A 17607-nucleotide genomic window follows, 5' to 3' on the forward strand; every position below is an offset into this window, starting at 1 on the left:
CATGGGGACCTCGGCGGGCATCGGGGCCCCGAGGGGTTCGGTGGGCGTGGCGGTCCTGGGGGTTTCGGTGGGCCTGGCGGTTCCGGGGGCTTTGGTGGAGGGCGCGGTGAGCGGCGGGTTGTGGTGTTGGCGGCGGCTGATCCGGCCAATCCGTACGGTGCCGCGCTCCCCTGGCCGCCGCATCCCGGCGATGTAGGCCACAAACCGGGTAGAAAGGCAGGCGCGCTCGTCGTCCTCGTGGACGGTCACCTGATCCTCTACGTCGAACGCGGCGGCAAGACCCTGCTGTCCTTCGGCGACGGCGACCGGCTGCAGCCGTCCGTGGACGCCCTGGCGCTGGCGGTGCGCGACGGTGCGCTCGGGAAGCTGACGGTGGAGCGTGCCGATGGCGCACCCATCGTCGAGTCGCCGCTGGCCGCCGCGCTGGAAGCGGCCGGTTTCCATCCCACGCCCCGTGGGCTGCGCATCAGGGGGTGATATCGGGGTCGTGATATCGGGAAGGTGCGCTTTCCTGAGGACGATCTTCCTTCGCGTTCGAATGGCTGCTTAGAATTTCGCGATCTCTCCCCCGCGATTCGCGATCTCTCCCCCGCGAAAGGCCGTCATGACAGCCGCACTGGAAATCATCGGTCTCTCGAAGACCTTCGGCGAACACATCGCAGTCGACCACGTGGATCTCACCGTCCCGCAGGGCTCCTTCTACGGCCTGGTCGGCCAGAACGGCGCGGGCAAGACGACCACGTTGTCCATGGCGGTCGGCCTGCTGCGTCCCGACGACGGCCGGTCGCGGATCTTCGGCGCCGATGTGTGGTCCGATCCCGCTCATGCGAAGTCGCTGGTCGGGGTGCTGCCCGACGGGCTGGCCATGCCGGAGCGGCTCACCGGCCGTGAGGCGCTGACCTTCCTCGGCCTGCTGCGCGGGCTGAGCAAGGAGGTGGTGGCCGAGCGGGCCGAGGAGCTGCTGTCGGTCCTGGAGCTGGACGGGGCCGAGAAGACGCTGGTGATCGAGTACTCCACCGGCATGCGCAAGAAGATCGGCCTGGCCATCGCGTTGCTGCACGCGCCCAGGCTGCTGGTGCTGGACGAGCCGTTCGAGGCGGTCGACCCGGTGTCGGCGGCGACGATCAAGACGATCCTGCGCGGTTTCGTCGCGAGCGGCGGCTCGATCGTCCTGTCGAGCCACGTGATGGCGCTGGTGGAGCAGCTCTGCGACCACGTCGGGGTGATCGACAAGGGCCGGGTGGCGGCGGCGGGCACGCTGGCCGAGGTGCGTGGCGAGGCGACGCTGGAGGACAGGTTCGTGGAACTGGTCGGCGCGGGCACCACCGCCACCAAGGGCCTGTCATGGCTGTGACGACGACGTCCGCGCCGGGCCTGTACCCGGTGGCCGCGACGATGGTCAGGATGAAGATCGCCATCCTGCGCAACTCCATGACGGGCGAGCGCGGCAGCATGATGACCACCGCGGGCACGCTCGGCGCGGTGGTCGCGGCGGGCACGATCTACCTGGCCTTCCTGGACGGCGACCTGCTGGCGGCCGCCTACGCGGTCTGGATGCTCGGCTGGATCATCGGCCCGGTCTTCTCCGGCGGCGGCGACGAGACGTTGCGGCCGGAGTTCTTCTCGCTGGTCGGGCTGAAGCCGCACCGGATGGCCACGGGGCTGCTGGTGTCGGCGTTCGTAGGCGTGGCGCCGGCGGTCGGGCTGCTGGCCATGGTGGGCCTGGCGGTGCTGGGCGCGCGGGAGAGCGTGCTCGGCGTGCTGGTGGCGCTGCCCGCGATGGTGTTGCAGCTGGCGGTGTTCGTGCTGCTGTCGAAGGTGACGGTGGGCCTGCTCGGCGTCGCGTTGCGCTCCCGGGTGGGCGCGATCGGCGCCGGGGTGATCAACGGCGTGGTCCTCGCGTTCCTCGGTCAGAGCTGGGTGTTCGCGGTGGCGCTCGGGCAGCAGGGGCAGGTGCCGCCGGTCGTGCGGTATCTGCCGTCCGGGTGGGGTGTGCTGGCGGTGCGCGGGAACGTGCTGGCGCTGGCGGCGCTCGCGGTCCTGGTCGTGTTGCTGCTGGCCGCGTGGGCGGCGCTGCTGACCAGGCGCGCGGGGGCGAGCCGGCCTTCGACGCGCGGGCGCAGGCCGATCCGGGCGGCGACGGCGGACGGCGCGGTGGCGGCCAAGGAGCTGCGTACCTGGTCGCGCGACCTGGCCAGGTCGCATCAGCTGACGTTCGCGCTGACGTACGGGGTGGCGTTCGCCTGCTCGCCGCTGCTGGTCGGCGTCGACACGATGTTGCCGCTGGCCGGTCCGATCTTCATCGCGATGGCCGCGGCCATGACCGCCAACCTGTACGGCACCGACGGCACCGCGCTGTGGCTGACGCTGCTGACGCCGGGCGCGTCGGACGTGCGGGGCAGGCAGTGGGCCTGGCTGCTGACCGTGGCGCCGATCGGGCTGGCGGTGACGCTCGGGTTCACCGCGATCACCGGCGGGCCGTGGCCGCCGGTCCTGGCCGCGACGGCGGCGCTGCTCGGCGGCGGCGCCGGCCTGGTCCCGATGGTCTCGGTGTTCGGGCTGGTCCCTGGCACCGACCCGGCCAGGCGCGGCGGGAACCCGCTGCGTACCAGCGACGAGGACGGCGCGATGACCGGCCTGGCCTACCTGATGCTGGTCCTCATGGCGGCCGCCGCGGCCCCGGCCGTCGTGGTGGCGGTGCTGGCCGGCTGGTGGGGCGTGGTGACCGGGGTGGTCACGGGCGGGCTGGCGTACTGGGGTTTCGGCCTGCTGACGCGGCGCCGGCTGGAGGCCAGGGGCCCGGAGCTGCTGCAGCTCATGCGCACCGGCCGCCGTCCAAGCGGTGGGAGTGGCGGGGGGAGCGCCGGGCAGGGGCTGAAGTTGCCCGACATGCCCAAGGTGCAGCGGGCGATCGTGTTGTGGTGCATCTCGCTGGGCGCGATCCCGCTCATCCCGCAGGGCATCGTGGCCGCGGTGTTCGTGGCGAACGGGCAGCTCGGGCACTCCTGGTTCCTGGCCACGCACATGCCGGAGGGGCTGCGTTACCCGGTGGCCTTCGGGATGATCGCGCTCGGCCTGGCCATGTACGGCGTGGGCCTGTGGCTGGTGTACCAGGCCAAGAAACGAGTGGCCGACAAACCAGTGGCCGAGAAGCCAGTGGCCGACAAACCAGTGAACGAGAATCCAGTGAACGAGAAGCCGGTGACCGAGAAACCAGTGGCCAAGGGCGTGTCCGCCGTCGAGGATGAGTGAATGGGGCCGTTGCGGCGGGTGCTCGCCGATCTCGGCGCGGGCCGGAACCTGGAGATCTACCTCACCGCGCTGATCGCACTGGTGGTCGGCGTGCTCGGGGTGTTCAGCGTGGTCAGGACGGAGGTGGTCGCCGCCGCGACGCTGGCCACGCTCGCCGTGATGGCCGTGAACGCGCTCACCCCCCGCCACCAGGTCGCCGACCTGGACGAGCGGGTCGCCGAGCTCGGCCGCCTGGTCGAGCGGAGGATCAACGGTGACGTGTCGGCCGACGCGGTGCTGACCACCGTCAAGCAGGGCCTGGAGCAGCGCATCGCGCAGGGCGACGACATCCGGCTGGTGGGCGTGACGCTGAGCAGGACGATTCGCAACCACTTCGTCGATCTGGAGTCCAGGCTGCGGCAGGGCGCGACGGTGAAGGTGCTGCTGATCGACCCGGAGCGCGGGATCCCGCAGGAGGCCGCGCGCAGGAGCACGGTGCCGGACCATCCGGAGATCTTCGAGAACCGGGTCCGTTCCACCATCGACCTGCTGCGCCAGCTCGCCCTCGCGCCGGGCGCCCGGCTGGAGGTGCGGTTCACCGGGTTCGTGCCCGCGTTCGGCCTGGCCATGGTCGATCCCGACACGCGCGACGGCGTGATCCACGTCGAGCTGGGCACGCATCACTCGGCCGGCCCCGATCCGGTGTTCACGCTGGCGGCGGGCCGGGATCACCGCTGGTACGGGCACTTCATGACCGAGTTCGAGCACATGTGGGAGCACGGCCGTCCCGCGGCCGAGTCCGACGGCTTCCCGTAGCGAAGTCGCCTGGCGGACGGTCAGGCGACGGTCGCCTCGATGAGGTCGTCCACCACCTCGGTGAGCCCGTTGCCGCGCGCGTGCACCCGCCGCTGCCTGGTGGCCCCGGACCCGCGGGCCAGCAGCCGGTCCAGCCCTTCCTCGACGAACGGCAGGTCACCGGCCTCGGCCAGCGCGGGACGCACGTGTTCGAGCAGCCGGGAGGCCATCATCGGCGCGGGCACCAGCGTGCCGTGCCGCACGTCCAGGCCGTAACCGTTGAGTCCGTCGCGGGCGGCCCGCCAGTAGGCGGCGCGCAGCACTTCCGACGGGATGGGCAGCCCGCGATCGCCCCGCGCCACCTCGGCCAGCGCGGTCACGACCAGCGCGCGGATGAGGCCGATGATGGTGAGGCTGTCGCTGACGTCGAGCGGCACGTCCGCGACCCGCACCTCGATGGTGGGCAGCTTGGGCGAGGGACGGGTGTCCCAGAAGACGGTCTTCGGGTCCATGAGCGCGCCGGATTCCGACAATGCGCGCAGCGCCAGCTCGTAGTCGCCGAAGGACGGGAAGTACGGCGGCGCGCCCGACACCGGCCAGCGACCCCACGAGATCACCCGCCACGAGGCGTATCCGGTGTCACGGCCGACGAAGAACGGCGAGTTGGCGGCCATCGCGATCAATGTCGGCAGCCAGGGACGCAGGTGGTTGCCGACGTAGACGGCGTGCTCCTCGTCCGGCACGTCCACGTGGACGTGCAGCGCGCAGATGCTGATCTCGTCCTGCAACGCCCGGTAGAGCACCTGGCCCTGCCGGTAGCGGACGTCGTCGCTGAGCGGCGGCGGGACGACGTCGCCGAGCACCGGGATGCCGCTGGCCACGACTGCGAGCCCGCAGGTGCGGGCGGCGGCGGCCACCTCCTTGCGCACCGCGCGCAGTTGCGCGCCCAGGTCGGTCAGGTCGGAGGACGGCGCGCTCCTGGCCTCCACCTGGAATCGGGTGATCTCGTGGACGACGTCGAGCACGTCCGTCGCCGCGGCCAGGACCTCGGCCGCTCGGGGAACCACGTGGCGCGTCCGGGGATCGACGATGAGGTACTCCTCCTCGATCCCGATCAACGGAACCATGCACACCTCGCAGGGGAGTCCAGTCCCTCCGTTCGGTTTGTGCCCGTATCACGCCCTCTGGGAAACCTGTCTGCCCTGCAGGTACGTCGCTATGACCGGAATGTCGGCGATCGCCGCCGGATCGACCTCGCGTGGATCGGCGCCCAGCACGACCAGGTCCGCGTACTTGCCCACCTCCAGCGAGCCGGTGACGTCGTCGGCGAAGAGCTGGTAGGCGGCGTCGACGGTCTGCGCGCGGATGGCCTGCTCCACGCCGATGGCCTCGCCGAAACGGCGGCCGCGGCGGCTGATCCTGGTGGCGGCCACCGAGATGTTGCGCAGCGGCTCGACCGGGGTGACCGGCGAGTCGTTGTGCAGCGACACCCGCATGCCCGAGCGCAGCGCCGGGGCGATCGGCGCCCAGCGGTCGGCGACCTCGGGGCCGAACAGGTCGTCGGCCAGCACCTCGCCCCAGTAGTACACGTGGTCGGGGAACAGGCTGCAGGTGACGCCGAGCGCGTGCGCCCTGGCGAACTGCTCGGGCCGCATGGCGCTGCAGTGTTCCAGCCGCAGCCGGTGATCGGGCCGGCCGGCGTCGCGCAGCAGCCGTTCCCAGGCGTCCAGCACCAGCTCGACGGCCTGGTCGCCGTTGGCGTGGCAGGCGAGCTGCCAGCCCGCGGCGAAGTACGCGCGGGAGATCTCCAGCAGCTCGGCGGCGCTGTAGTTGGCCTCGGACCGCCCGCCGGGCACGCCGAGCAGGCGGGTGGCGGCGTTGTCGAGGTAGGGGAAGGTGGCGGCCAGGTTACCGACCCAGGGCGAGCCGTCGGCCCACATCTTGACGCCGATCTGGCGGATCAGGTCGTCGCCCTGGCCGGGGACGGCCGCGCTGCGCCGCTCCGGCGTCGAGACCTCGTAGAGCCGCAGCCGCAGCGTGATCAGGTCTCTGGCGGCGTCGAGCGCGAGCCGGTAGACCGGGTTGAGCCCCATCTCGCTCATCATCGTGACCCCGGCGGCGTTGGCCCGCTCGGCGGCGGCCTTGAGCGCCGGGACGATCGCGGGCGGAATCACCTCGCGGAGCAGCGGTTCGAGCACCAGGTTGGCGGCCGGCTGCTGGTAGGCGGTGCCGTCGAGCTCGCCGGCCGGGGTGCGGCCGAAGCGGCCTCCGGGCGGGTCGGGCGTGTGCGCGCCGATCCCGGCCAGCCGGGCGGCCACCGAGTTGAAGTACACGATGTGGCCGGAGTTGTGCATGATCGTCAGCGGGGTGTGCGGGGCGATCTCGTCGAGCCAGGCCAGGGTGGGCTCGGGCAGGCCCTTCTGCAGCAGCGCGTCCCAGCCGCTGAAGTACGCCGCGCCGCGCCCGGCCACCGTCTCGCGGATCAGCGCGACCACCCGGGCGGCGTCCGGCACGGTCACGGGGCGGATGTCGACCAGGCAGCTCACCACCGCGTCGCCGACGAAGTGGCCGTGCGCCTCCACGAAGCCCGGCATCACGCAGGCGTCGCCCACGTCGGTGACCGGGCCTGGCGGCATCTCGTGCGCCGCGCCGACGGCCACGATCCGCCCGTCGCGCACGGCCAGCGCCCGCGCGGACGGGCGGCTGGGATCGACGGTCAGCAACCGCCCCCTGATGACCAGATCGGCGCGCGTCATCTCAGGTCCAGGTAGGTCAGGGCGGCCGAGGTCAGCGCGGTCACCCCGGTACGCACCGCGGGCTCGGCGTCCGGCGCGAAGCGCGGTGTGTGGTTGGCCGGTACGTTCAGCACCTTCTCCCGCCCTTCTCCAGGGGCCGCGTTCCACAGGTCCCAGGCGGTGCCGCCGAAGAACCAGAACGCGTACGGCACGGCCTGCCCGCCATGATGCTCGGCCATGCCGAACACGGGGAAGTCCTCGCTGCCCATCAGCGGACCGTACTCGACCACCAGCGGTTCGCCGAACAGCTCGGCGTGCACGGCGCGCACCCGCGTGGCCACGTCCGGGTCGTTCATGGTGACGGGGAAGTCGCCGGACAGGGTGATCTCCGGCGGCCTGGGGCAGCGCGAGGCGGCGCACTCGGCGTCGGCGATGCGCCTGATGGCGTCGATGACCTTGTCGCGGGCGTCCTGGGTCTGGGTCCTGATGTTGAGGGTGACCAGCGCCTCGTCGGGGATGACGTTGGCCGTGGTGCCCGCCTGGATCCGGCCGGTGGTCACCACCACCGCCTCGGTCGCGGCGAACTCCCTGGACACGATGGACTGCAGCCTGGTCACCAGGTACGCGGCCGTCACCACCGGGTCGACGCACAGCTCGGGCGCGGAGCCGTGCCCGCCGCGGCCGAAGATGCGGACGTCCACGTTGGTGGCCGCGGACATGATCAGCCCGGCCCGGTGCCCGATCGAGCCCACCGGCGTCGGGCCGACGTGCTGCCCGAGCACCACGTCGGGGCGGGGGAACCGGCTGAACAGGCCGTCGTTCACCATGGCCAGCGCGCCCTCGGCGGTCTCCTCGGCCGGCTGGCCGACCACGAGCAGCGTCCCCGACCAGGCGTCCCGGCCCGCGGCCAGCGCCTGCGCGGTCCCGGCCAGGCAGGTGGTGTGCAGGTCGTGGCCGCAGGCGTGCATCACGCCCGGCACCGTGCTGGCGTACGGCAGCCCGGTCTCCTCGCCGATCGGCAGCGCGTCCAGGTCGGCGCGGATCATGACCGTCGGGCCGTCGCCGTTGCGCAGCAGGGCGGCCACGCCGGTGCCGCCGACGCCCTCCGTGGTGTCGTACCCGGCGGCGCGCAGCCGCTCGGCGAGCGTGGCCGCGGTGCGGTGCTCGCTCATCGACAGCTCGGGGTGCGCGTGCAGGTCGCGGTAGTAGCCGACCAGCTCGGGCACCGGCAGTGCGTCGAGGAGCTCACGGGTCACGCCGGCGGTGGTCAAGACGCCTCCTGGAGAGGGAACGAGGGAACGCTGTCGATCAGGCTTCTGGTGTAGGGGTGCGCGGGTTCGCCGTAGACCCGCGCGCACGGGCCGTGCTCGACGATCCGGCCGGACCGCATGACCGCGACCTCGTCGCTGACGTGCCGGACCACGGCCAGGTCGTGGGAGATGAACAGCATGGTCAGCCGCAGCCTGGCGCGCAGGCCGGCCAGCAGGTTGAGCACCTCGGCCTGGACCGAGCAGTCCAGCGCGGAGGTGATCTCGTCGGCGACGATCACGTCGGGTTCGACGGCGAGCGCGCGGGCGATGGCGATGCGCTGGCGCTGGCCGCCGGAGAACTCGTGCGGGTAGCGGTCCATGGCCGCGCCGTCCAGCGCGACGGTCTCCAGCCAGCGCCTGACCTCGGCGGCGTGCGCGCGCACGTCGGCGCGGCGCGGGTCGATGGCCTCGGCGACGGCCTGGCCGACGGTCATGCGCGGGTTGAGCGACGCGTACGGGTCCTGCGAGATGAGCTGGACCCGGCGGCGGGCCCGGGTCAGCTCGGACCGGCGCAGCCCGCCGAGGTCGGCGCCGTCCAGCAGGATGCGTCCCGACCGGGGCCGTACCAGGCCGACGACGGCCCTGGCCAGCGTGGACTTGCCCGATCCGGACTCACCGACCAGGCCGAGCGTGCGGCCTGGCGCGACCGCGAGGCTCACGTCGTCGAGTGCCAGGTGCGCGCGCGAGCCGTGCCCGAACACCACCGTGACGTGCTCCGCCACCAGCCTCACGATTCGCCTCCCGTCGATGCGAAGACCCTCATGACGCCTCCTCCAGCAGGTGACAGGCGGCCCAGCCGGTTCCGGTGCGGACGGTGGGCGGCTCGCTCTCGGCGCAGACCGGCAGGGCCAGCGGGCAGCGCGGCGCGAACGCGCACCCGGCCGGGCGGGCGTCGGGCGCGGGCGGCCGTCCAGGGATGGTGGCCAGCTCGCCGGTCCCTTCGCCGGTCAGCCGCGGGGTGGCGGCCAGCAGCGCCCGCGTGTACGGATGCGCGGCCCGCCCGGCACGCAGGTCGTCGACCGTCAGGTCCTCGACGACGCGGCCGGCGTACATGACGAGCACCCGGTGGCACAGCGAGCCGACCACGCCGATGTCGTGCGAGATGAACACCATCGCGGTGCCCTGGTCCCGGTTGATCCCGCGGAGCAGGTCCAGCACCTCGGCCTGGACGGTGACGTCCAGCGCGGTGGTGGGCTCGTCGGCGATGAGCAGCCGGGGCTCCTGCAGCACGGCGGAGGCGATCATGGCGCGCTGGCGCATGCCGCCGGACAGCTCGTGCGGATGCTGGCGCAGCCGCAGCTCGGGACGGCTGACGCCGACCGACTCCAGCGCGGCGACGGCGCGCCGCCGCGCCTCGCGCCTGGGCACGCGCAGGTGCCTGCGCAGCACCTCGACGATCTGGCGTTCCATGCGCAGGGCGGGGTTGAACGAGGAGGACGGGTCCTGATAGACGATCCCGATCTCGGTGGCCAGCCGCGCCTGGTCGGCCCGGCCGGTCAGGTCCAGGTCGCCGAGCCGCAGCGTGGCCGCGTCGGAGCGGACGCCGTCGGGCAGCAGCCGGGCCACCGCCATCGCCGTCAGGCTCTTGCCCGACCCGGACTCCCCCACGATGCCGACGATCTCGCCCGCGTGGACGTCGAACGAGACCCCGTCCACCAGCCGCACCCCGCCGGGCAGCGACACGGTGAGCCCGCGGACGGCCAGCAGCGCCTCACCGTCGTCGTCCCCGGCCTCCCGCGCGACAGGCCCGGACGCGGGCACGGCGCGGCGGCCGGTGCGCGGATTCGCGCCCGCCGCCAGCCCGTCGCCGACGAACCCGGCCAGCACCCCGGTCACCGTGATGGCCACCGCCGGCCCCACCGCCTCGGCCGGGTTGGTGTAGATCGTCTCCAGCCCGGTGTTGAGCAGCGCACCCCAGTCATAGGACGGCGGCTGCACCCCGAGCCCCAGGAACGACAGCCCGGACAACGCGGTCAGCGTGCCGGCGAACGCCAGCGACAGCAGCACGAGCAGCGGCTCGGCGATGTTCGGCAGCAGATGCCTGGTCAGCAGGCGCGCCGGCGGCACGCCGAGCAGCCTGGCGGTGGCCACGAAGTCGCGCCCGGCCACGGACGCGGCCAGGTTCGCGGTGAGCCTGGCGAACGCCGGGCTCCAGGCCACCCCGATGGCCAGCACCGCCGCGACCGGCCCGGCGCCCAGGATCGCGGCCACCACCAGCGCCAGGATCACCGCCGGGTACGACACCATGAGGTCGATGAGCCGCAGCCCGGCCTCCCTGACCCGGGGTCCGGTCACCCAGACCAGCGCGCCGAGCAGGATGCCGATCGTGCCCGCGATGGCGGTCGCGGCCAGCGTCATCAGCAGCGTGAGCCGGGTGGCGACGAGCGTGCGGGCCAGCACGTCGCGGCCGAGCGCGTCGGTGCCCAGCCAGTGTCCGGCCGAGGCGCCCTGCCGGGCGGCGCCGGTCAGCCGCTGCGCGGCCTCGCCGAAGAAGACGGGCGCGACCAGGCCGATCACGGCGATGACGGCCAGCCCGATCAGGCCGGCCCGCAGCCCGGGCGTCCAGCGGATCACGACGGGCTCCTCGCGGTCAGCGTGCGCGGGTCCAGCAGGCCGAGCAGCACGTCGACGAGCAGGTTGAGCAGCGCGGCGAACAGGCCGAGCATCAGCACCGCGCCCTGGATCACCGGGTAGTCGCGCACCAGGATCGCCTCGACGACCCTGGTGCCCAGTCCCGGCCAGCTGAAGACGCTCTCCACGATGACCGTGCCGCCGAGCAGCGCGGTCAGGGTCAGGCCGCCGAGCGTGAGCGTGCCGGTGAGCAGGTTGGGCAGGGCGTGCCTGAGGTAGAGCGTCAGCGGCGGCAGCCTGCGGCCGCGTGCGGTGCGCAGGTAGTCCTGGTCGAGCACGGCCGCGGCCTCCCTGCGTACGACGCGGGCCATCACCAGCGCGCCCGGCAGCCCGATGGCGACGACCGGCAGCACCAGCGCCGACAGGGTGGCGGCCCCGGCCGCGGGCAGCAGGTTCAGCCAGATCGCGAAGACCACCACGAGCAGGGTGCCGAGCACGTATTCGGGCGTGGACCCGAGCAGGCCGGAGACGAACGTGAAGGCCGTGTCGAGCCGTGGCCGCCGGCCCCCGCGGGTGGCGACGGCCACGGCCAGCCCGAGCGGCACGGCCACGCCGAGCACCACGACGATGGCCAGGAACGCCAGCTCGGCCGTGAACGGCAGCCGGGTGGCCAGCACCTGCGCGACGGGTTCCCCGGTCTGGAACGAGGTGCCGAGGTCGCCGCCGAGCAGCCCGCCGGTGTAGGAGGCGAACCGCTCGGGCAGCGGCCGGTCCAGGCCGAGCTCGTGGCGCAGCAGCTCGACCTGCTGGGGCGTGGCGTCCGCGCCGGCCCGCGCCCTGGCCGGGTCGCCCGGGATGAGCTGGACCATCAGGAACGTGACCACGACCAGCGTGACGAGCACGCCGGCCAGGCCGCCCAGCCGCCGCAGCAGGAACCGCGGCCAGGGCCGCCGCCACGGCGGCTGCCCGCCGGCCGCACCCGGGGCCCGTGCCATCAGCTGGTGATCCGGATCGAGGTCGGGTCGAGGAAGCCGAGCGGGGTGACGCCCTTGACGCGCGGCGTGAACACGTACGTGACCGGGACGGTGGCCAGCGGCACCACGTCGTGCCTGGTCAGCAGCGCCCGCTGGGCCTCGGTCCAGGCCGCGCACTTGGCGGTGTCGTCCACGGTGGCCAGCGCCGCGCCCATGCCCTTGGCGAACTCGGGGTTCTCCGCGCCGCCGAAGTTGGTGCCCTTGGGCGGCGTCGGTCCGGTGAGCAGGACCGCGCCCGAGGTCAGCGAGGAGGAGAAGTTCAGGTGCGCCATGACCGTAATGTCCCAGTCGCCGTTGTTGCCGAGCACCTCGGTGGCCCAGGTGGCGTTGTCCACGTTGCGCAGGGTCACCTCGGCGCCGGCGGCGCGCAGCGCCTCCTGCACGTAGGCGTTGCCGGCGCCGCCGCCGACCGCGTTGGTGCCGGTCAGCTTGAGCTCGACACCGCTCAGCGCCTTCTTCGCGGCCGCCGGGTCGGCCTTGGCCACCAGCGCGTCATCGGTGTTCACGCAGGGGCTGGTGCTGTCGGTGTAGCTCTTCATCACCTCGCCCTTGCCGCCGTACACCTTGTTGAACGCGGTGGCGTCCAGGGCCTGGGCGACGGCGGCGCGGATCTTCTCGTCGGCGCCGGGGCGGCCGGCGCGCTGGTTGAAGACCACGAACATGCGCAGGATCGGCGCGGTGATCGTGGTGTGGCCGCCGCCGGTGAAGCGGGCGCCGTCCGGGCCGGTGAAGGCGGCGTAGTCGAGCGCTCCGGTGGTGAGCTGGTTGGCGATCGTGCTCTCGTTGTTGATGACCGAGATCTGCAGCGTCCTGGGCGGGTCGCCGGCGGGCAGCTTGGCGTAGCCGGGCCAGGCGGTGAAGCCGTCGCGCAGCTTGAGCGTGTACGCCGCGCCGCGCTGCGCCTTCTCCACCACGTAGGGGCCAGTGCCCGCGCCCTGCACGCTGCCGCGGTTGAGTCCTTGCAGGTCGGCCAGCCCTGGTCCACACACGATGCCGGTGCCCGGCAGCGACATCCCGAGCAGCAGGTCCGACCAGGGGGTGCCGAGCTTGACGCTGACCGTGCCGGCGGCGTCGTCGGAGGTGATGTCCACCGTGTTGCCCGGGCCGAAGACCAGGCCGCGGCCCTGGGCGCCGTTCACCGGGTCGGCGTAGCGCTTGAGCGAGGCCGCGACGCCGGCGGCGGTCAGCGGTTTGCCGTCGGAGCAGGTCAGGCCCTTGCGCAGGGTGAAGGTCGCGGACGTGGGCGTGACCTGCCACGTCTCCGCGAGGCGGGGGACGATCTTGCCGCCGTCGTCGCGGGCGACCAGGCTGGCGTACAGCAGGCGGGCGAAGGTGTAGTCGCTGACGGCCGAGCCCTTGGCCGGGTCGAACCCGTTGGCGTCGGCGATGATGGCGTAGCGGAGCGTGCCGTTCTGACCGGCGGCGGCGCCGGTCGAGCCCGGGGCGGCGCCGCCGGTGGTGCAGGCGGCGGCCAGCAGCGCCGTCAGCGCGCAGGCGGCGCCGACGGTGAGTCGCGATCCTGTCATGGTGGTCTCCGTGCATGGAGGTGAACCCGAGGTTCTGCAAGAATCGGCACCCCGCCCGATCCAGGCCGTGAATTGCACGGTTTTCCAGCGGAAGCCGCCTCACATGCACAGATCCGCCACGTTGGACGAACTCGACCTCGCGTTGATCAACGCCCTGCAGGTGGCGCCGCGCGCGCCGTGGAGCCGGCTGTCGGGGCCGCTTGGGGTCGATCCGGCCACCCTGTCACGCCGCTGGGCGCGGCTGCGCGACTCCGGCACGGCCTGGGTGACCTGCTACTACGGCCCCCGTCAGGTGTCGTACGGCGCGTTCGCGCTGGTGGAGGTGAGCTGCGCGCCAGGACTGCGCGAGCAGGTGGCGGCCCGGCTGTCCGCCGACCCGCACGCGCTGAGCGTGGAGGTCACCACGGGCGGCCGCGACCTGCTGCTCACCGTCGCCGCGCGCGACCTGACCGCGATGGGCGAGTACGTCCTGCACCGGCTCGGCGACCTGCCGGGCATCACCGCCACCCGCACGCACCTGGCCCAGCGGATCCACCGCGAGGCCAGCAGGTGGCGGCTCGACTCACTCGACCAGGAGCAGCGCCGCGACCTCGAACGCTACGGCGACCTGCGGCCCGACCCCGGCACGATCAGCGACGAGGAGAACCGGCTGATCCTGGCGCTGGCCGCGGACGGCCGCGGTTCGTACGCGCAGCTCGCCGAGGCGGTGGGCCGACCGGAGAGCACGGTGCGGCGGCTGCTGTCCGGCCTGCTGGTCAGCGGCCGGGTGGTGCTGCGCGGCGAGGCGGCGCACCTGATGGCAGGCTGGCAGGTGACGGCCACGCTCTGGCTCGCCGTTCCGCCGGTCGATCTGGACGAGGTCGCCGAGTGCGTGGCGGGCATGCGCGAGACCCGGCTGTCGTGCGCGGTCGCGGGCGAGGCCAACCTGCTCGCCCAGGTGTGGACGCACGAGCTGAGCGACCTGGCCAGGTTCGAGTCGCAGCTGGCGGCCCGCTACCCGGGCGTGCGCGTGCTGGACAGGACGGTCACGCTGAAGTGGGTCAAGCGGCTGGGCCGGCTGCTGGACTCCCGCGGGCGCAGCGTCGCCTACGTGCCGATGGATCTCACCGCGCCGGTCCGGGGAACGGCGCGGGGCCGTACAGCGCCTCGGCCGCACCGGTGGACATGGCCCAGTAGCGGTCGCCGTACGACCAGTGCCACCACTCTGTCGGGTAGTTGACCAGCCCGGCCGGCTCCAGCGCGGCGGCCAGGATCTTGCGGTTGACGCGGGCGTCGGCGGAGATGTTGAGTGCGGCCGTGTAGCAGGCGCCCTCGCTCTGCTCCGGGTTGTCGTTGACCTGGGTGCCCATGTCGTACTCGGCGCCGTCGGGGTCGCACAGGGTCAGGTCGACCGCCGCGCCCGCGGTGTGCGGGGCGACCTCCACCGGGGAGACGTAGCGGCTGGCCGCCACGTGGACCTCGTCGGGGGTCAGCCCGGGGAAGGCGTCGTGCAGTTCCCGCTTGTAGTCCTCGAAGTAGCGCCGCTGGGTGGGGATCGGGCGATAGCCCTCCACGATCAGCAGGTGGTAGCCGTCGGGCAGCAGCCGCTCGGCGCGCTCCAGCCGGGCGAGCAGGCCCGCGCGCAGGTGGGCGTACGCGCCTTCGTCGTCGGCCAGCCGGGTGTCGACGCGCAGCCTGCCGCGTACGTCGGCCAGCGGCTCGCCGCACTCCCGCACCGGGACGGCGACCACGCGGGGGTCGGAGATGAGCACGACGTCCGTCGTTGACTGCCACATGGGCAGAAATTCTCACACAGTGTCGGAGAAGACCTGTTCCCGGGCCTGTTCGAGGGCGGCGACCAGGGCGCCGCGCAGCACCGGGTTGCCGGCCACCCTGGTGGTCACCACGCGCGGCTGGCTCGGGCAGACGCGGGCCACGGCCTCCTGCACCTTGGCGGCCAGCCGGTCGCCGCCGGCCCGGCCGATCTCGCCGCTGAGCACGATCAGCCCGGGGTCGAGCACGACCGCCACCGCCGCCGCGCCCAGGGCCAGCCGCGCGGCGACTTCTTCGAGATAAGCATCTCCCCCGTTGCGCACCTGGTCCGGTACGGTGCTGCCGATCGTGCCGTACGTGCCGGCCAGCCCGCGCAGCGCGTCGTGGCCGACCAGACGCTGGAAGGAGCCGGACTGCGGATGCGTCACGTCGGACGGCAGCGGCTCCCCCGGCACCGGCAGCCAGCCGATCTCGCCGGCGCCGCCGGTGATGCCGCGGTGCAGCCTGCCGCCGAGCATCACGCCGAGCCCCTGGCCGACGCCGGCCCACATGATGACGAAGTCGTCGTGCCCGACGGCCGCGCCGTAGCGGTGCTCGGCCAGCGCGACCAGGTTGACGTCGTTCTCTATGGTCACCGAGGCGCCCAGGGTGCTGCGCAGGCTGGCCAGCACGCCGAAGTGCCAGGACGGCAGGTCGATGGACCAGCGCACGTCGCCGGTGTCGGGATCGACCACGCCTCTGGTGCCGATGACGAACGCGCGCAGCTGCGACATCACGATGCCGGCCGCGTCGCAGGCCCGCTGGACGGCGGCATGCACGGCCTTGACCGGGTCTTTACCGTCTGTCGGGTTGAGAGTGATCTCGATAACGATTTTGCCTGTGATGTCGGCCACACCGACCTTGAGGCTGTCAGGAAGCACCTCGAGCGCGGCGACGTACGCACTGGAGGGAACCACCGCGTACAGCGCGGCATGCGGCCCGCGGCCGCCCGCGCGCTCGCCCGCGACCTCGACCAGACCTCTTTCCTCCAGGCGTGCAAGCAGTTGACCTGCGGTTACCTTGGAGAGCCCGGTTCGCTCACCCAGCTCGGCCCGGGTGAGAGGGCCGTCGGCCAGGAGGAGTTCGAGTGCCGCACGGTCGTTCAACCGCCGCAACAACCGGGGCGTACCCGGGTTTCGGCTCATCGATTCGCCCCCTCAGTCACGATCGGCTAACGAGCGTTTCTTTTAAGAAAGTTTCTTGTTAGTTTAACACCAGTCGTTCGACATTGACGATCAGCCTGGTGCGGACCGTAGGCCAGCACCCGGGAAGGGAGAACCCTGTGAGGATCGCGAAGATCACAGCCACTACGGTCACCACGGCCGCCCTGGCCCTGGGCCTGGCCGCCTGTGGCGGGTCTAGTGAGCCGGCCAAGACCTCGGAGAGCGCCGCCCCGGCCGCCTCCGCCTCGGAGACCGGACCGAAGTTCGCCGGCAAGACGCTGTCCGTCTGGCGTCTGGGTAACAGCAACCCCGCCGCGCAGAAGTACATGGACGAGCTGAACGCCGAGTTCAAGAAGCAGACCGGCGCCGACGTGAAGCTCGAGTGGATTCCGTGGCCGCAGGTGGCCGACAAGTTCGCCGCCGCCGCCACCGGCGCGGGCCCGGACGTGACCGAGATCGGTAACGACCAGGTCCCGATGTGGCAGAGCCAGGACGCGCTGACCCCGATCACGGACATCGCGCGTGAGGGTGACCGGGCCCAGATCCCCGAGAACCTCTACGGCTACGAGACCGTCGACGGCGAGATCTACGGCATCCCGTGGGGCGCCGGCGCTCGCGCCGTGCTCTACCGCAAGGACTGGTTCAAGGAGCTCAAGATCGAGGTCCCGCAGACCTGGGACGAGCTCGTCGCCGCCGCCAAGAAGATCCAGGAGAAGAAGGGCAACGGTGTCGACGGCTTCGCCTTCAACGGCGGCTCCGACGCCAACCACCTCCTGGCCGCGTTCGCCTGGTCCGAGGGCGGCGAGTACGCCGTCAAGGAAGGCGACAAGTGGGTCGGCAAGCTGACCGAGCCCGCCTTCGCCAAGGGCTTCGAGACCTACACCGGTCTCGTCACCGGCGGCCTGTCGAGCAAGGCGAACCTGACGAATGACACCACGCACATTCGTACCCGCTTCGCCAACAACAAGGTCGCGATGTACCTCACCGCGGCCTGGGACCTGCCCGGCATCGAGGTGGACTCCAAGGGCAAGCTGAAGGGCGACAAGCTCGGCTTCTTCCCGCTGCCCGCCAAGACCGGCGGCGTCGCGCCCTCCTTCTTCGGTGGCAACGACATCGCGCTGTGGGGCGGCACCAAGGAGCCCGACCTGGGCAAGGAGTACCTGAAGCTGGCCACCAGCAAGACGTGGGCCGACCGCTACGCCATGGAGGGCGGCCTGCTCCCGGTCTACCCGGACACGCTGGTCAAGATGAACGAGGACCCGGCGCAGGGTCCGTTCGCCCAGGCCTTCGCCAAGGCCAAGGCGTTCCCGGCCGACCCGAACTGGGCCGAGGCCGACGCGACGAAGGCCGTGCTCCAGAACGCGGCCCGGGCCGTCATCGAGGGCAAGAAGGACGCCACCACCGCTCTCGCTGACGCCAACAAGGAACTCGAAGAGATCCTGAACCAGTAA

At 72.4% G+C, this 17607-nt stretch carries 15 protein-coding genes and 1 pseudogene; 6 read left to right on the top strand and 10 right to left on the bottom strand.

Annotated elements, in window-relative coordinates; genetic code table 11:
- Positions 1 to 249: pseudogene (locus HII36_RS59310) on the bottom strand (hypothetical protein); the annotation flags it as partial.
- Here HII36_RS59310 and HII36_RS59315 point away from each other — a divergent pair.
- From HII36_RS59315 to HII36_RS35030, 4 genes are all read left to right on the top strand, one after another.
- Positions 238 to 477 (top strand): hypothetical protein, encoded by a 240-nt coding sequence (locus tag HII36_RS59315; protein ID WP_407940841.1) that lies wholly within the window; start codon positions 238 to 240, stop codon positions 475 to 477. The pseudogene HII36_RS59310 and the gene HII36_RS59315 overlap by 12 nt on opposite strands.
- Before the next feature lie 127 nt (positions 478 to 604).
- Positions 605 to 1354 carry an ABC transporter ATP-binding protein gene (locus tag HII36_RS35020; protein ID WP_173527606.1) on the top strand — a complete coding sequence of 250 codons (750 nt, stop codon included), beginning with the start codon at positions 605 to 607 and terminating at the stop codon, positions 1352 to 1354.
- Positions 1345 to 3252, top strand: a complete 1908-nt coding sequence (locus HII36_RS35025; RefSeq protein WP_173527607.1) for a hypothetical protein — start codon at positions 1345 to 1347, stop codon at positions 3250 to 3252. Before HII36_RS35020 ends, HII36_RS35025 begins: the two co-directional genes overlap by 10 nt.
- Positions 3253 to 4047 carry a hypothetical protein gene (locus HII36_RS35030; RefSeq protein WP_173527608.1) on the top strand — a complete coding sequence of 265 codons (795 nt, stop codon included), beginning with the start codon at positions 3253 to 3255 and terminating at the stop codon, positions 4045 to 4047.
- A gap of 20 nt (positions 4048 to 4067) precedes the next feature.
- Here the strand turns inward: HII36_RS35030 and HII36_RS35035 are convergent, their stop codons facing one another.
- Genes HII36_RS35035 through HII36_RS35065 form a run of 7 tightly spaced genes read right to left on the bottom strand, consistent with a single transcriptional unit; the run spans position 4068 to position 13202 of the window.
- Complete coding sequence (locus HII36_RS35035; RefSeq protein WP_173527609.1) at positions 4068 to 5153, bottom strand: carboxylate-amine ligase; 1086 nt, start codon at positions 5151 to 5153, stop codon at positions 4068 to 4070.
- A gap of 48 nt (positions 5154 to 5201) precedes the next feature.
- A complete protein-coding gene (locus HII36_RS35040; protein WP_173527610.1) occupies positions 5202 to 6782 on the bottom strand; it encodes an amidohydrolase in 1581 nt (526 codons plus the stop codon).
- The gene (locus HII36_RS35045) at positions 6779 to 8032 is read right to left on the bottom strand and encodes an amidohydrolase (protein WP_236004182.1); all 1254 of its coding nucleotides are present in this window, start codon (positions 8030 to 8032) and stop codon (positions 6779 to 6781) included. The genes HII36_RS35040 and HII36_RS35045 overlap by 4 nt, the downstream gene beginning before the upstream one ends.
- Positions 8029 to 8802 (bottom strand): ATP-binding cassette domain-containing protein, encoded by a 774-nt coding sequence (locus HII36_RS35050; protein WP_328808022.1) that lies wholly within the window; start codon positions 8800 to 8802, stop codon positions 8029 to 8031. Before HII36_RS35050 ends, HII36_RS35045 begins: the two co-directional genes overlap by 4 nt.
- A gap of 28 nt (positions 8803 to 8830) precedes the next feature.
- Positions 8831 to 10645, bottom strand: coding sequence for a dipeptide/oligopeptide/nickel ABC transporter permease/ATP-binding protein (locus HII36_RS35055; protein WP_173527611.1), 1815 nt, complete (start codon positions 10643 to 10645; stop codon positions 8831 to 8833).
- The gene (locus HII36_RS35060) at positions 10642 to 11637 is read right to left on the bottom strand and encodes an ABC transporter permease (protein ID WP_173527612.1); all 996 of its coding nucleotides are present in this window, start codon (positions 11635 to 11637) and stop codon (positions 10642 to 10644) included. Before HII36_RS35060 ends, HII36_RS35055 begins: the two co-directional genes overlap by 4 nt.
- A complete protein-coding gene (locus HII36_RS35065; protein ID WP_173527613.1) occupies positions 11637 to 13202 on the bottom strand; it encodes an ABC transporter substrate-binding protein in 1566 nt (521 codons plus the stop codon). The genes HII36_RS35060 and HII36_RS35065 overlap by 1 nt, the downstream gene beginning before the upstream one ends.
- 103 nt (positions 13203 to 13305) lie before the next feature.
- Here HII36_RS35065 and HII36_RS35070 point away from each other — a divergent pair, with 103 nt between their 5' ends.
- Positions 13306 to 14421 carry an Lrp/AsnC family transcriptional regulator gene (locus HII36_RS35070; RefSeq protein WP_173527614.1) on the top strand — a complete coding sequence of 372 codons (1116 nt, stop codon included), beginning with the start codon at positions 13306 to 13308 and terminating at the stop codon, positions 14419 to 14421.
- On the opposite strand, the gene HII36_RS35075 is transcribed toward HII36_RS35070, so the two are convergent.
- Positions 14306 to 14977, bottom strand: coding sequence for a M15 family metallopeptidase (locus HII36_RS35075; RefSeq protein WP_173527615.1), 672 nt, complete (start codon positions 14975 to 14977; stop codon positions 14306 to 14308). The genes HII36_RS35070 and HII36_RS35075 overlap by 116 nt on opposite strands.
- A gap of 12 nt (positions 14978 to 14989) precedes the next feature.
- Positions 14990 to 16138, bottom strand: a complete 1149-nt coding sequence (locus HII36_RS35080) for an ROK family transcriptional regulator (RefSeq protein WP_173527616.1) — start codon at positions 16136 to 16138, stop codon at positions 14990 to 14992.
- Between the two features lie 137 nt (positions 16139 to 16275).
- Here HII36_RS35080 and HII36_RS35085 point away from each other — a divergent pair, with 137 nt between their 5' ends.
- Positions 16276 to 17607, top strand: a complete 1332-nt coding sequence (locus tag HII36_RS35085; RefSeq protein WP_173527617.1) for an extracellular solute-binding protein — start codon at positions 16276 to 16278, stop codon at positions 17605 to 17607.

Source organism: Nonomuraea antri (assembly GCF_013283785.1).
Taxonomy (GTDB): Bacteria; Actinomycetota; Actinomycetes; order Streptosporangiales; family Streptosporangiaceae; genus Nonomuraea; species Nonomuraea antri.

Bases quoted from the DNA above. Each gene is read 5' to 3' on its own strand.
- HII36_RS35020 (WP_173527606.1), top strand. From the start codon at position 605: ATGACAGCCGCACTGGAAATCATCGGTCTCTCGAAGACCTTCGGCGAA.
- HII36_RS35025 (WP_173527607.1), top strand. From the start codon at position 1,345: ATGGCTGTGACGACGACGTCCGCGCCGGGCCTGTACCCGGTGGCCGCG.
- HII36_RS35030 (WP_173527608.1), top strand. From the start codon at position 3,253: ATGGGGCCGTTGCGGCGGGTGCTCGCCGATCTCGGCGCGGGCCGGAAC.
- HII36_RS35035 (WP_173527609.1), bottom strand. From the start codon at position 5,153: ATGGTTCCGTTGATCGGGATCGAGGAGGAGTACCTCATCGTCGATCCC.
- HII36_RS35040 (WP_173527610.1), bottom strand. From the start codon at position 6,782: ATGACGCGCGCCGATCTGGTCATCAGGGGGCGGTTGCTGACCGTCGAT.
- HII36_RS35060 (WP_173527612.1), bottom strand. From the start codon at position 11,637: ATGGCACGGGCCCCGGGTGCGGCCGGCGGGCAGCCGCCGTGGCGGCGG.
- HII36_RS35065 (WP_173527613.1), bottom strand. From the start codon at position 13,202: ATGACAGGATCGCGACTCACCGTCGGCGCCGCCTGCGCGCTGACGGCG.
- HII36_RS35070 (WP_173527614.1), top strand. From the start codon at position 13,306: ATGCACAGATCCGCCACGTTGGACGAACTCGACCTCGCGTTGATCAAC.
- HII36_RS35075 (WP_173527615.1), bottom strand. From the start codon at position 14,977: ATGTGGCAGTCAACGACGGACGTCGTGCTCATCTCCGACCCCCGCGTG.
- HII36_RS35080 (WP_173527616.1), bottom strand. From the start codon at position 16,138: ATGAGCCGAAACCCGGGTACGCCCCGGTTGTTGCGGCGGTTGAACGAC.